A 14,286-nucleotide genomic window follows, 5' to 3' on the forward strand; every position below is an offset into this window, starting at 1 on the left:
CAAAAACGTAAATTGTCTAGAATGACAAAATTAACGAGTTTTTTTACTTTGACAAGTAAGTTTGTTGTAAAGCGTGGAATTCGGCGAAAATTTTTGCCTTGTACCCTACTTACGCTCAATAAATGATTGTTATTTAGCTCATTAGTTACTTTTTGGCATGGTAAATTGCGAATTTGTTAGTCTTATTTATCGTCTCACAATTTGCAAAAGCATTTTGAATAATCGGCTGATATTTAAGGAAACTGTTGGCAACTATGAACAATTGACCACGAGTGTTTAGATAGTCAGGCGCGTTGGCTAACAGAGTTTCTGTTGCCATGTAATGGGTATCTAAACCTGCGTGAAAAGGAGGGTTACTGATTATAAATTGATAGTCTTTACTGGTATTGGAATAAATATCTGAGGCAAATACTGCTCCTTTGAGGTTATTTGCAGCCAGTGTTGCCATACTTGACTCAACAGCCAGAGCATTAATATCACACATTTCTAACTCAATACTTGGATTGATACTGGCGAGCACACAGCCAATCACTCCTGCTCCACAGCCAAAGTCGAGCACTTTACCACTGAGAGAGGGTAAAGAATCAAGCAGTAAGTGGCTACCAACATCAAATTGACCATGGCTAAATACGCCAGGTAAGCTCTTTATTATGAGTTGTTGGTTTTTATAGTTGACCGTATATTCTTTGAACCAATCTTGAATGGAAAAGTTAAGAGGTGGTTCTGTGCATTTTCCCCAATAGAAAGAGCAACGTCTGGCTGAATCGAACTTGTTTATTGGGCCAAAAGGTTTAAACATTTTTTCAATGCTTTTAATCCCTGAGCGATTTTCTCCTACTGCTATGATTTCTGTGTTTATTCCTAGTTTGCACAGAAGCATGGTTAGCAAAAACTCAGCTTCAGCTTTGGCTTTGGGCCAGTAGAGAAGGATCATATCTGCTTGAACTGGTTGATTAAACTCAGCACCAAACACAGTAGTAATTTGGTCATATGACGCAAGCTGACGGTGGTAACCATAGTTGGTAGTAAACACAGTGACAGACTCACAGTGTTTCGCAAGTTCTACAGGAAATAAATCTTCAATTTCACCCGCGACGACAACATGTTTTCCTGAGAAATAATCAAGTTGTCTCTGGGCAATTTGGCTTGGTGCAATATAGGCAGACATAATAGGCTCAAGAAAAAAAGACGGGGGATTTTCTCACAATCCCCCACATTCTTGAAGCTTAGTCTTTGGCTAGATACTAATTTTGATCTTGTTCATCGAGGAAATCTTTGAATTCCTCCTCATAAATATTGAACAACACCATAGCGATTGCAAAGATGAGAGGGCCGTATATAAGTCCTATCAAACCAAATAAGTGGAGTCCGCCAAGCAAGGAGAAAAAAATCATCAAAGTGTTCATTCCAGCGCTGCCTTGCATTAAAAAAGGTCTGAGTAAGTTGTCAATTGAACCGACAATGGCAATACTCCACACGGTAAGAAAAATTCCCCATGCTGTATCGCCCGTCAAAAACAGATATATGGCTGCGGGTATCCAAATTAAAGCGGTGCCAACAACTGGAATAAAAGAAGCGAATCCCATCATGGTTCCCCAGAAAAGCCCCTGAAACCCAGCCAACCACATTCCAATACCACCTGCCAAGCCTTGTGCTATGGCGGTTAGAAACGATCCCATTACGGCAGACTTGGAGACCTTTTCTACTTCTTCAAGCAACTTATCTTCTTGACTTCTAGATAGTGGAAGGATGTGACGAAGAGCTGAAATAATCGGGTCGTGGTCACGCAGTAAGAAGAAGAGTACAAACAACATTAGAAAAAAATTAAGCAGGAAGCTCGTGGCATCGCCGAGGATTTTTGCGCTAATTCCAACTAGGTTGGAACCAAAGGAGGTCGCAAACTGCGCAACTTTTTGGCCAATTTCCTGTGGCTTGATTTCGTCAAAAGGAAGGTATGTATTGACTACCGCAAGTACCTTTACAATCCACGGGTGGTCAAATAGAGCTTGAATGCCTCCTTGCGTGACCCATTGATAAACGTTTTGCGAGAAGGTTGAGCCTTGTTGAACTATAGCCGCAAACACAAATAGAAGTGGTAGTACGATTATGACAGTAAGTAGTGTACAAGACAGTAATGAGGCCAGATTTCTATGATTGGTTAAACGAGTTTCGATCTTGTCATGAATAGGAAACATCAGAAGAGATATGATGAAGGCCATGACAATCGAGTTTATATAGGGCTCGACTAACAAGAAACAGGCAAAGCCAGCGGCTAGCAGAGCGATGATAAGAACCCAGTGACTTGACGTAATTTTAAGTTTTTCTGACACGTTACTGCCCATTTATTCACTATGATGTAGGTATAATGGCTATAAAGAGCTGAATCTTCAACGTAAAATCAAAATCTTATTATCGAATGAGGCCTTTTATGGGATGTTGTAGTGAGGAAAAGTCGTGTTGTAATAGTCACAGTAATAGCGCTAGGCGAAAAATACCTTGGTTTTGGTTAACGGTGTCTTTGTTGGCTATTTTGGTGGCGATTTACTGGAATTAACATGGTAAGAAACGACTAAGCTTAAAAGGTAAACTTAGCCGTTTCTGAATACGTCGAATATTAATTTGCTTCACTGGCTAAAATAGCAAAACATCGATCAGCCGCTTCTAAGGTAGCCTCAATTTCCCTGCTGCTATGAGCTAAAGACGTGAAACTAGCCTCGAATGCCGAAGGTGCTAGGTAAACGCCGTGTTCAAGCATTAAGTGAAAGAAACGTTTGAATCTTTCGATATCGCATTTTGCTACATCTTCATAGCGAGTTATTTGTGCTTGCTCTGTGAAGAAAAAGCCAAACATGCCGCCTACCTGATTAACAACTAGAGGAATGCCATGTTCCTCTGCTCTCGCTTTAAAGCCCATTGCTAGCTGTTTGGTTCTGCTCTCAAGTGCTTCTTCATTACCTTCTTCTCTGAGTACGTTGAGGCATGCGTAGCCAGCGGCCATTGCAATTGGATTACCAGAGAGAGTGCCAGCTTGGTAAACCGGACCCGTTGGAGCTATGTGTTGCATGATTTCTTTTTTGCCACCAAATGCACCGACAGGCATTCCACCACCAATAACTTTTCCTAGCGTTGTGATATCAGGCGTTATCTTGTAATAGCCTTGAGCACCACCTAGAGCCACACGAAACCCTGTCATCACTTCATCGAATATAAGTAGTGCGCCTTCTTGATCGCAAATTTCACGTAATCCTTCATGAAAGCCGTCGACAGGAGGAATACAATTCATATTCCCAGCAACGGGTTCGACAATAATACAGGCAATGCTGTCTTTATTAGCGGCAAAAAGTTCGCGCACCGAATCTAGATCGTTGAAGGTGGCCGTCAATGTATGTTTGGCAAAGTCGGCTGGGACACCAGGTGAGCTTGGTTGGCCAAGTGTTAAAGCCCCTGATCCTGCTTTGACTAGCAAGCTGTCAGCATGGCCATGGTAGCAGCCTTCAAATTTAATGATTTTGTCTCTGCCTGTGTATCCGCGAGCTAAGCGAATGGCACTCATGGTGGCTTCAGTCCCAGAGCTCACCATTCGAACTTGTTCCATTGATGGAACCAATTCAGAGACAAGTTCCGCCATTTGGATTTCCATTTCCGTTGGCGCTCCAAAACTAAGACCTTTTTGAGCGGCTTCAATGACCGCTTCACGTATAGCAGTATGGTTATGACCAAGAATCATAGGTCCCCAAGAGCCAACATAATCGATATAAGCCTTTCCGTCAGCATCGAAAATCAGTGGGCCGTCTGCTCGCTCAATAAAAATTGGTGCGCCGCCAACACCGTTAAAAGCCCGAACAGGAGAGTTGACGCCACCAGGAATGGCTTTTTGCGCTTTTTCGTAAAGTTCCGCTGATTTGGTCATGATATATCCTCATTTGATTTCTTCGGACCAAGTTGGATTGGCATTGTACATCCCCATTTTGATTCTTGAAACATTTTGCAAGCCTTAATATGAATGCTTTTTCATTATTAAAGCGGTGATTTAGAGAAAAAAGCAGACGTAGGTGATGAATACTTGAACGAATAACTCAGGTATTAGATAATAAAGAGACAATGAATAATGATGTATCCGACAGAGAGTGTAGTTGTTGGATCTAAGTGTGAGAGGTCATCGTGAGTGAAGTCAATATTCCACTAACTTTTTCAGATGCTGCTGCCAAAAGGGTTGGAGTATTAATTGCGGAAGAAGAGAACCCAAACTTAAAGCTGCGAGTCTATATTACAGGTGGCGGTTGTAGCGGTTTTCAGTACGGATTCACATTTGATGAGAACGTGAATGAAGGGGACACGACGATTGTTAATAGTGGTGTGACTCTGGTTGTTGACCCTATGAGTTTGCAGTATTTAATTGGTGGTGAAGTGGATTATACGGAAGGTTTAGAAGGCTCACGTTTTTTTGTTAGTAACCCGAATGCAACAACGACTTGTGGTTGTGGCGCCTCTTTTAGTGTCTAAACAACGAGTTCTGAATAAGCCGCGTTTCACCGCGGCTTTTTAGTTGTTTAAATTTGAACTTTTTGCTGTGTGGTTTTGGAAACTTTGGCAGTAGCACAATCTCTAGTTTACGTCGCAAATCTATTCAACTCTTGCCTATATGAATCAATAACTGGGATCTTGGCTAAATTACTGGTTATATGAGTTTTAATTTTAACTGATTCATTTATATCCTCAAATATCGAAAGTGAGTGCATATACTCAGCAAAGGACGGTTATGGGCAGAGTGTCATTTTTTCAATTTCTTTCAGCTAGACCTTATATTATTTCGTTAGTCACTATTTTCGTTTTATTTTTGTGGTTAGGGGTTGGCAGCATTATCGCTGAAGAGCAGTCAATATCTACGGATGTCAATGAAAAGCCGAAAGCCAAGGTTGTTTTTCAAACCTTTATTGCTCAGAAAACTCAAAAATCGATCGATCTGTACGGAAGAACCGCACCGGACAAGCAGGCTAAATTAGGTGCAGAGATCGCTGGTAAAATTATCGAGCTTGCGGTGAATAAAGGAGAAAAAGTCAATAAAGGTCAAGTTGTTGCGCGTATTGATAAAGGTGACTTAGATATTCAAGTCGAACGTGCTGGTGCTCTACTCAACGTTCGAGAGAAGGAATACAAAGCAGCACAGGCTCTGAAAAATAAGGGATTACAAGGTGAAGTTGCCTTTAGTAAGGCGCAGGCTGATCTGATAGAAGCAAAAGCTGGATTACGCAATGCAAAAATTGCGCTTGAAAACACATCAGTAAGAGCGCCATTTAGTGGTGTTGTGGAACGTTTATACATAGAACTTGGAGACTTTGTCGGTGTTGGCGATCCTGTTGCCACCTTAATTGATCTTCGCCAAATAGTGATCGAGGCTGATGTAAGTGAGCGGCACATTCAGGATTTGGTACTTCAGCAAGCTGCATCGATTACCTTTATTGATGGTCAGACTGTTGAAGGCAAAATCAGTTACATTTCAAGGGTGTCATCTCCTGCAACCAATACCTTCCCGATTGAAATCCTGATCCCCAACCCACAACAAAAAATCCCTGCAGGCGTTAGCGCTGAAGTCCAATTAAATTTACGCGAGCAATTGGCGATTAAGGTTACACCCGCAATGCTAGCGTTAGATGAGTCTGGCAACTTAGGGGTAAAAACTTTAAATGAAGACCAAGTTGATTTTGTTCCTATCCAGTTGGTGAAAGCAGAACAAGATGGTGTCTGGATAACTGGGCTTGGCGAGCAAGTTCGCATTATTACTACTGGGCAGGGTTTTGTCCGAGATGGCGATAAAGTGATTGCTATTGAGAATAACCAGTAAGGGCTCGCTATGTATTCCTTAATTGATGCTGCATTATCTCGAGTAAGGACAATGCTTGTCTTACTTGCTTTTGTTTTAATTGCCGGCATTGTCACTTATTTTACAGTACCCAAGGAATCTAGTCCTGATATTACCATTCCTATCATTTATGTCTCAGTAGGCCATCAAGGTATTTCCCCTGCCGATTCAGAGCGTTTACTCGTAAGGCCAGTCGAGCAGGAACTTCGCTCGATAGAGGGAGTAAAAGAAATGACTTCTACAGCATCAGAGGGACATGCGTCTGTGATGCTCGAATTTAGTGTCGGAATTGATCTGAATAAGGCTATGGCAGATGTTCGTGAAGCGGTGGATTTAGCCAAACCTAAACTACCAGAAGGTAGTGATGAGCCGACAGTGAATGAAGTCACTTTCGCTTCTAGAGAACCCGCTTTAACTGTGGTTTTGTATGGTAGTGTGCCAGAAAGAACGGTGGTGAAGATAGCTCGGCAGCTACGGGATAAGCTTGAAAGTTTTCGCCAAGTTCTTGAAGTAGATATTACAGGTGACAGGGACGATATTGTTGAGATCATCGTTGATCCTCTACTGATGGAAAGCTATGGGCTGGATCAGGCGGATATCTATAACTTAATTGCTTTAAACAATAGGGTGGTTGCTGCAGGTTTTGTTGATACCGGTTATGGGCGATTTTCGGTAAAAGTCCCTTCAGTGTTTGATTCAATCAAAGATGTACTTGAACTGCCTGTAAAAGTTGATGGGAAGCAAGTGATCACCTTTGGCGATGTGGCGACCGTTCGTCGCGCATTTCGAGATCCAGAAAGCTACGCTCGTTTGGATGGACAGTCAGCGATTGTTTTAGATGTGAAGAAACGAGCAGGAGAAAACATAATTGAAACGGTAGCGCTTATCAAACAGGTTCTGATAGAAGCGCAAAAATTACAAACTTGGCCAAATAACCTACAGGTGAAATATACTTGGGATCAGTCGAATGATGTCAAAATGATGCTCAATGATCTGCAGAATAATATCTTATCTGCCATTATTCTCGTTGTTGTGGTGATCATTGCAATTCTTGGGGTTCGGACTGCGCTTTTGGTTGGGATTTCTATTCCTGGTTCTTTTCTTACCGGTTTATTAGTACTTGCGGTATTTGGTTTGACTATCAATATTGTTGTCCTGTTTTCGCTGATCATGGCAGTCGGCATGCTGGTTGATGGCGCTATTGTGGTGACGGAATTTGCCGATCGACGTATGCAAGAAGGCATAGATAGAAAAGATGCATACCGAGAGGCGGCGAAACGTATGGCATGGCCTATTACCGCTTCGACTGCGACGACTTTAGCTGCTTTTGCTCCTTTGCTTTTTTGGCCTGATATAACAGGGGAGTTTATGCAATACCTTCCTTTGACCTTGATTGCTACTTTGTCCGCTTCGCTAGCAATGGCATTGCTGTTCGTACCCGTGATGGGGAGTTTATTTGGTAAGCCACAACAGATAACAGCAAAACAAGGCCAAATCCTACTCGCGCTCGAACATGGCGACTTTTCTAAAGCGACGGGTTTGACAAAACACTACTACCAGCTTCTTGATAAACTTCTCTATCATCCATTGAAAATTTTGTTTAGTGCTATTTTATTGGCAATGATTGTTGGTTGGGGATATTCGAAGTCGGGGCTGGGAGCTGAGTTTTTTCCTGAAGTCGATCCACCGTTTTTTACTGTTAAAGTACGCTCTCATGGCGATCTGTCTCTTGATGAAAAAGACACGATTATGCGTGATATTGAATCCACGATACTTGGACATGAAGAATTTGAAAGTGTCTATACCAAAACGGGAGGAGAGGATGAAATAGGGCAAATTCAAATCATCCCAGTTGATTGGCAGTATCGGCGCAAGATTAAATTGATTATTGAAGAATTGAAGCAATCAACGGATCAATATGCAGGGGTTGAGATTGAATATAGATTCCCAGAAGCTGGGCCTCCTGTAGAACATGATCTGGTTATCGAGCTTACTTCTCGAGATCTTGAAGAACTTGAGTCCGGAGCAAAAATGGTACGTGAGTGGGTTGATGGAGAGCCAGCTTTTAATAATGTGAGTGATACGTTGAGTAAAGGCGGAATTGATTGGCAAATAGATATACGTCGAGACGATGCATCTCGTTTTTTAGCCGATGCTACATTGGTAGGAAACACGGTTCAATTTGTCACTAATGGCCTTAAATTGGGGGATTATTTGCCTGATGATGCAACGGAAGAAGTCGATATTCTCGTCCGTTATCCTAAAGAAAAAAGAGATATTGGTCGCTTTGAACAGTTGAGAGTTAAAACAGCGGCTGGCATGGTGCCGATTACTAATTTTGCCAGCATTATTCCAAGCCCCAAGCAAAGTAGCATTCGTCGTGTTGATGGTAATAGGGTAATCAGTGTCTTCGCGGACATTGGAGAAGGTTATAACTTAACATTGGAGTTACCTAGGATAGAGCAGGCACTCACAGAGCTGTCGTTACCTGATGGAGTAGGATTTAAAATCCGTGGGAAGAATGAGAAGCAAGAGAACTCATCTAAATTTTTACAAAAGGCATTTTTGATTGCTCTAGTTTCAATGGCGTTAATTTTGCTGACTCAGTTTAACAGTTTTTATCAAGCTTTCTTAATACTGAGTGCAGTGCTCTTTTCAACGGTGGGGGTTCTGATTGGATTGCTAGTTTTTCAAAAGCCGTTTGGTGTGATTATGTCAGGAATTGGTGTAATTGCATTGGCAGGTATAGTGGTAAATAACAATATTGTATTGATTGATACGTATAATCAGTTAGTTAGACACGGAGTGGAAAAGCGCGATGCGATTTTACGTACGGGGGTTCAGCGCTTAAGACCGGTTTTGCTGACGACCATCACTACCATCCTTGGCTTACTTCCCATGGTAATGGAAATGAACATTGACTTAATTAATCAAAGAGTGGAATTTGGCGCACCTAGCACTCAGTGGTGGTCACAGTTAGCCACTGCGGTTGCTGGTGGTTTAACCTTTGCGACATTGCTGACGCTGATTTTGACTCCGTGTTTATTGATGCTAAGTCGTGAACCCAAAGTGGAAATTAACCCTAGTATGGACGCTGAAATTCCCCCCAAAAAAGTTAGACCATTGAGTCTACGCTCGGGGAAGGGGGGAGATTAAAACTATCGAGTAGCGAGTAGCTCACCATAACGGTTGAGTTTGGCTAATTTGATCTTTGCATTGGCAATAAAAGTAGTTTTTTCCTTTCCTTTTAATGAGTTGGCTTGAGGTAGTTGTACGGTTCTCGGGTTTTTATGAATGCCATTAACTAAAAACTCATAATGCAAATGTGGTCCAGTGACTCGACCTGTTCCTCCTAGAGTACCAATAGTCTGACCTTGCTTAACGCGCTGACCCGTTTTGACTTTACGTTTAGTCAAGTGAAGATATTTGGTGATATAGGTATTACTGTGTCTTATGAAAACATAGTTACCATTGAATTTGTTATAGCTAGACTGTTGCACAACACCGTCGCCGGCAGCCCAGATAGGTGTGCCTACCGGTGCAACATAATCTGTCCCTCTATGTGCCTTAATCCTCCCTGTTACTGGATGAAGGCGTCGAGGGTTAAAGTTGGAAGAAACGCGCCGAAAATCCACAGGTGAGCGCAAAAATGCTTTGCGCATTGCTCTACCATTTTCATCATAGTAGTTTCCGTCTTTGTCATTTAAGATAGCTTTAAAGGTATCGCCTTGGTTGGTAAAGATAGCCGCGATGATTTTTCCCTGGCCTACGACTTCACCTTCCACAATCTGATCTTGATAGAGAATTTCGAAGTGGTCACCTTTTCGTATGTCAAGGGCAAAGTCAATATCCCAACCAAAAATACCAGCAAGCTCCATGATCTGGTTTGCTGTGAGTCCCGCGCCAACCCCCGCATTCCAAAAATTTGATGTAATGTCAGCATCAGCATAATTGTATTGATAATTCACTTCCTTTTTTTCTAATCTGGAGCTAAAACCAGTGTCTGAACGTGTGATTAAAAAGGTTTCATAGGCACTTAACTTACGAGAGATCTGCACCAGTTGATTGTCTGTGTCAAAACCAAAGAAGAAAGTATCTCCTGGACGTATACGAGTCAGGTGCTGTTTAATGTCTTTATTGGTTGTGGTGAGATCATAAAGGAGTCGAGGGGAAAGCCCTGCTCTTTGGAACAGTAGAGCCATGCTATCACCAGAGCCAATGGTATGTTTTTCCCAGCGTAGTGTGGCGCTACTACTGGTGGAGGTCGACGTTGCTAATGAGTCTACATCTATATTGATAGGGTAGTATTGACCTACCTGATAAATTTTTTTCTCTGATCTTAAATCGCTGGGAGAAGGAAGCAGTAGTGCGATCACAATGAGTGCACTAAATAAGACAATAAAAGCTCTGTGTATCACGGGTAGCTGATTGAAAATAGGCAGCATATTTCTTTCGTTTTCAAAAATCAGTAAAATATAGTTACCTGTTTAGTCTAACTGGTTTCAAAAATCCTCGCTATTCAAGTAATATGGTAAATTACTAAATTTTTGCCAAATCTGTGGGAGTGAACAAGAATGGCGAGTATTGAAGCGGCTCTAGCCGAGATTAAGCGCGGCGTTGAAGAGCTTATCCCTGAAGAAGAGTTGATAGCAAAGCTAAAAGAAAAGCGCCCTTTGCGTATTAAATTGGGCGCGGACCCTACCGCTCCAGATATTCACCTTGGTCATACGGTTATTTTCAATAAACTCCGTTTGTTCCAAGAGCTTGGTCATGATGTCACTTTCCTTATCGGTGATTTTACCGCGATGGTGGGTGATCCAACCGGTAAAAATGCCACACGTCCTCCTTTAAGTCGTGAGGATGTTATTCGTAATGCAGAAACCTATAAAGAGCAGGTTTTTAAAATTCTTGATCCGGCGAAAACTAAGATTCAATTCAATTCAGAATGGCTTTCTGAGCTTGGCGCTGAGGGTATGATTCGTCTTGCAGCTAACCAGACGGTGGCAAGAATGCTTGAACGTGATGATTTTAAAAAACGTTACGCAGGCGGCCAACCGATCGCAATTCACGAATTTATGTACCCGTTGCTTCAGGGGTGGGATTCTGTTGCGATGGAAACGGATGTTGAACTTGGGGGAACCGATCAGAAGTTTAACTTGTTAATGGGACGTGAACTACAAAAAGCGAATGGACAGAAACCACAAGTTGTTTTGATGATGCCGCTGCTCGTTGGTCTTGATGGCGAGAAGAAGATGTCTAAATCTGCCAACAACTACATTGGTATTAGTGAAGCGCCAAGTGAAATGTTTGGTAAGATCATGTCTATATCGGATGAGTTGATGTGGAGTTACTATGATTTACTGTCTTTCCGTCCGTTAGAAGAAATTGCTCAGTTTAAGGCAAGTATTGCTGAAGGAGAAAACCCTCGCAATATTAAAGTCCTACTTGCTAAAGAAATTATTGCGCGTTTCCATAGTGAAGCTGATGCAGAAGCCGCAGAGCAAGAGTTTGTCAATCGATTTGCAAAGAATCAAGTTCCAGATGAAATGCCTGAATTTACTTTTGATGCAGGGCTACCAGTGAGTAATTTGCTAAAAGAAGCAGGCTTGTGTGCTTCGACTTCAGAGGCGATGCGAATGGTGAAACAAGGCGCGGCTAAGGTTGATAGTGAAAAAATATCAGATGCTAAGTTTACCCCTGCTGCTGGAACGTATGTTTTCCAAGTTGGTAAGCGCAAATTTGCTCGTATCACAATTAACTAGTTGTTAGATGGTATAAAAAAGCGTCGATAGGCGCTTTTTACTCAGTTAGCTCATCAATACTGTGATTATTTTCATAGATTTGACTGGAATAAATACCGTTCTTTGATATTATCCTGCTGCTGTCATCTTGGCAGTTCTTTTGGAGATTTTTATGAACAATACCGACCATCCTCCTAGTATGGAGGGAGAAAACTAAGCCTGCATCGGTGTTGACTGTTCATGTCTCTGCCATGTGGCGGAGTACTTCTTTTCTAAAGAAAAACTCACGTTTTTCTCCTTCCTCTCTAGAATTTTAGTTGCTACACGTCTGTGATTGCTACTTTCACGGTCGTCGTGACTTGATGGTCGTTACCTATGCCAATCGGGAGATTCGCCATGAAGGTAATGAACAATGCATATATTGAAAATACCCACTACTTTTCAGATCAAGAAATAGGGGCTGCTCGCAATGCTTTTTTGCAATATGAGCAAGATAAACAGGTTTACCTACTCACGGTCATGCAGCTTGAAGAGGCTGTTGCGATTTTGCAGCACTGTTCAGTTGGATACGTGCAGCAGCTCATTGCTATGCTGGAAAATGATGGATACGACAAACTGGCACGTCACTACGCACACAGATTGGGCTTTATCCATTCAGAAGTTGAAACGACAGGTGGTTATCTTAACACATCCGTTTTGGAGCACGTGAAGCAGCGTATTGGCTGGATTATTTCATTGGCCCTACTAGGCATTGTTTCTGGGCTGATCATCTCTCAGTATGAAGACACGCTTAGTCAGCTTGTTTTGTTAGCGGTTTATATGCCTGTTATAGCGGCAGCTGGTGGAAATACGGGCACCCAGGCAGCAACCTTAGTTATTCGGGCCTTGGCTACTGGTGAACTTAGAAAACGACAGTGGTTTGCTGTTTTTTGGAAAGAGAGTCGAGTAGCGGTCTGCTTAGCGCTGGCGATCGCAATAGTAATCGTTGCTCGAGTCATGTTGTTTAGCGATCCTACCTCAACCGGAGGGTTTAGTCTCAATGTCATTGCTAGCGCTATTGCTGTTGCACTGTTTATCCAAGTGACGTTGTCGACAACTTTGGGAGGACTATTGCCTATCTTAGCAAGGGGGTGCAAATTGGACCCAGCCGTTTTAGTGAGTCCAGTATTAGCATCGATAGTTGATATTTCAGGGATGTGGATCTTCTTTAATGTCGTCAATCATTTTTTGGGCATTAGCTGACTAAATTTGACGACATCTTTATAAAAAGTTTCTTCAAATAGAGTAATTGGAGCGACGGTTGGAGGACTGTCGCTGCTTTTCTTTTCAGGGTAATAATCAGCGACATATTGCACAAATAATGTTGAAGGTTCCCCTGAAAGATCCAATCCAAATCCGGTCATATTATGACTACCATAAAGCGATCCACTTTTGGCGATAATACGACTTTTTATCGGATCTTTTCTCATGCTACGCCGATATTTGAGCGTTCCTGATTCCCCTGATTTTGGCATTAAGTCGATTAGATTGAGCTGTTCATCGTTTAACCATATATGACGTAGAATCTGGGCCATGGTGTGACTTGAGAAACGGTTGTTACGAGAAAGTCCAGAACCATCAGCCATAGGTATATTACGTAGGTCTATTCCTGTGTGAGCAAAAATGATTTGTTTGATAGCTTTAGTACCATTGCTAAAACTGCCCGGTTGAATATAGAACTTGGCACCAAGCGTTTTGGTTAAATTATCAGCAATTAAGTTGTCGGACTCTTTGAGCATAGTTGTAAGCAAGCTGGTTAACGGTAATGAATAATGAGTCGCTAGGGTGGAAGTCATCACTGATGTATCGGTGGGATTACCTACATTGACTGAACCAGAGAAAGATACATTTATTTGATTCAATACGTTACTTAACATGCGCTGAGTATAAAGTTCAGGGTCTTGAACGGCGAATTTAAGCGGTAAAGGCTTGGTTCTTTCAATCAAGCAGCCTTGCAACTGGTAATGATTATTGGAAGCGGTAATTAGCTCGAGGTCACATTGTGTGCTTTCTTGATAATCTTTGCTAACACTTGTTGCTTTTGTGGTGACGTATACAGGAAAGTGTTCTGGTACATAAACCCTAGTGCGTCCGTTGTCCTCGGTATAAATTGAGGCTTGAACACAGTTTCCATCTAAAGTGACCGCGGTTGCTGGGGCACTGTAGCAGACGCCAAGAATATCCCATGGCCAACCTACCGCACGATCGTAACCAGTGAAGGCGCTATTGTTGAGCCAGATATCACCATGTATTTGCGTTAACCCGTTTTTTTTGGCAATTAAAAACAGTTGTATTAGATCCTCTGTGGTTAATGTTGGATCACCAGAGAAGTCGATAACAATGTCCTGACCTCTCTGTTCCAGTCGCGTTTCATAACGAAAATCGTTACCAAGCTCGAGCTTTGCAGCTAAAGCTGTCACCAGCTTTAAAGTGCTTGCGGGGGGGAAAAGAAGGTCACCATTTTGTGTATCAAGTAGGGTACTACGTTGGTTTAGCGACTCAACGATAAGGCTGGCTCGACTTCCTTGTGGTAATTGAGCCATAGGGGTATAGGCGAAAGTTGACAGGGAAAAGAGCAGAACTAAAAACGGCAAAAATAATCTGGACAGCTGCATAGAATAAAGTCACATAACCAAAGGCAAAAAA

The 14,286-nt window shown here is 42.2% G+C and carries 10 protein-coding genes; 5 read left to right on the forward strand and 5 right to left on the reverse strand.

Annotated elements, in window-relative coordinates:
* Positions 1-145 precede the first annotated feature (145 nt).
* The 3 genes from rsmC to hemL form a co-directional block, all read right to left on the reverse strand.
* Positions 146-1,168: a 16S rRNA (guanine(1207)-N(2))-methyltransferase RsmC gene (gene rsmC / locus QQK21_RS11560; RefSeq protein WP_284192347.1), complete on the reverse strand. Its 1,023-nt coding sequence runs from the start codon at positions 1,166-1,168 to the stop codon at positions 146-148.
* Positions 1,169-1,244: 76 nt separating this feature from the next.
* The gene (locus QQK21_RS11565; protein ID WP_284192425.1) at positions 1,245-2,330 is read right to left on the reverse strand and encodes an AI-2E family transporter; all 1,086 of its coding nucleotides are present in this window, start codon (positions 2,328-2,330) and stop codon (positions 1,245-1,247) included.
* 284 nt (positions 2,331-2,614) lie between these two features.
* On the reverse strand, positions 2,615-3,910 hold the full coding sequence (gene hemL / locus QQK21_RS11570) for a glutamate-1-semialdehyde 2,1-aminomutase (protein ID WP_284192348.1): 1,296 nt from the start codon (positions 3,908-3,910) through the stop codon (positions 2,615-2,617).
* A 251-nt stretch (positions 3,911-4,161) separates the two neighbouring features.
* Here hemL and erpA point away from each other — a divergent pair, with 251 nt between their 5' ends.
* From erpA to QQK21_RS11585, 3 genes are all read left to right on the forward strand, one after another.
* A complete protein-coding gene (erpA, locus tag QQK21_RS11575; protein WP_348541485.1) occupies positions 4,162-4,503 on the forward strand; it encodes an iron-sulfur cluster insertion protein ErpA in 342 nt (113 codons plus the stop codon).
* A 256-nt stretch (positions 4,504-4,759) separates the two neighbouring features.
* Positions 4,760-5,842 carry an efflux RND transporter periplasmic adaptor subunit gene (locus tag QQK21_RS11580; RefSeq protein ID WP_284192349.1) on the forward strand — a complete coding sequence of 361 codons (1,083 nt, stop codon included), beginning with the start codon at positions 4,760-4,762 and terminating at the stop codon, positions 5,840-5,842.
* A gap of 9 nt (positions 5,843-5,851) precedes the next feature.
* A complete protein-coding gene (locus QQK21_RS11585) occupies positions 5,852-9,016 on the forward strand; it encodes an efflux RND transporter permease subunit (RefSeq protein ID WP_284192350.1) in 3,165 nt (1,054 codons plus the stop codon).
* Positions 9,017-9,018: 2 nt separating this feature from the next.
* Here the strand turns inward: QQK21_RS11585 and shyC are convergent, their stop codons facing one another.
* On the reverse strand, positions 9,019-10,305 hold the full coding sequence (gene shyC / locus QQK21_RS11590) for a peptidoglycan DD-endopeptidase ShyC (RefSeq protein WP_284192351.1): 1,287 nt from the start codon (positions 10,303-10,305) through the stop codon (positions 9,019-9,021).
* 129 nt (positions 10,306-10,434) lie between these two features.
* Between shyC and tyrS the strand changes: the two genes are divergently transcribed.
* On the forward strand, positions 10,435-11,622 hold the full coding sequence (gene tyrS / locus QQK21_RS11595) for a tyrosine--tRNA ligase (protein WP_284192352.1): 1,188 nt from the start codon (positions 10,435-10,437) through the stop codon (positions 11,620-11,622).
* 375 nt (positions 11,623-11,997) lie between these two features.
* The gene (locus QQK21_RS11600) at positions 11,998-12,843 is read left to right on the forward strand and encodes a magnesium transporter (RefSeq protein ID WP_284192353.1); all 846 of its coding nucleotides are present in this window, start codon (positions 11,998-12,000) and stop codon (positions 12,841-12,843) included.
* Here the strand turns inward: QQK21_RS11600 and dacB are convergent.
* Positions 12,822-14,255 carry a serine-type D-Ala-D-Ala carboxypeptidase gene (dacB, locus tag QQK21_RS11605; protein ID WP_284192354.1) on the reverse strand — a complete coding sequence of 478 codons (1,434 nt, stop codon included), beginning with the start codon at positions 14,253-14,255 and terminating at the stop codon, positions 12,822-12,824. The two genes, QQK21_RS11600 and dacB, sit on opposite strands and share 22 nt — an antisense overlap.
* Positions 14,256-14,286: the final 31 nt, after the last annotated feature.

This window comes from Vibrio zhanjiangensis (genome assembly GCF_030161235.1).
Lineage (GTDB): Bacteria > Pseudomonadota > Gammaproteobacteria > Enterobacterales > Vibrionaceae > Vibrio > Vibrio zhanjiangensis.

What these genes read in the sequence shown, in the direction of transcription:
- QQK21_RS11600 (WP_284192353.1), top strand. Translation starts at nt 11,998, where the DNA reads ATGAAGGTAATGAACAATGCATATATTGAAAATACCCACTACTTTTCA.
- shyC (WP_284192351.1), bottom strand. Translation starts at nt 10,305, where the DNA reads ATGCTGCCTATTTTCAATCAGCTACCCGTGATACACAGAGCTTTTATT.
- QQK21_RS11585 (WP_284192350.1), top strand. Translation starts at nt 5,852, where the DNA reads ATGTATTCCTTAATTGATGCTGCATTATCTCGAGTAAGGACAATGCTT.
- QQK21_RS11580 (WP_284192349.1), top strand. Translation starts at nt 4,760, where the DNA reads ATGGGCAGAGTGTCATTTTTTCAATTTCTTTCAGCTAGACCTTATATT.
- hemL (WP_284192348.1), bottom strand. Translation starts at nt 3,910, where the DNA reads ATGACCAAATCAGCGGAACTTTACGAAAAAGCGCAAAAAGCCATTCCT.
- tyrS (WP_284192352.1), top strand. Translation starts at nt 10,435, where the DNA reads ATGGCGAGTATTGAAGCGGCTCTAGCCGAGATTAAGCGCGGCGTTGAA.
- dacB (WP_284192354.1), bottom strand. Translation starts at nt 14,255, where the DNA reads ATGCAGCTGTCCAGATTATTTTTGCCGTTTTTAGTTCTGCTCTTTTCC.
- rsmC (WP_284192347.1), bottom strand. Translation starts at nt 1,168, where the DNA reads ATGTCTGCCTATATTGCACCAAGCCAAATTGCCCAGAGACAACTTGAT.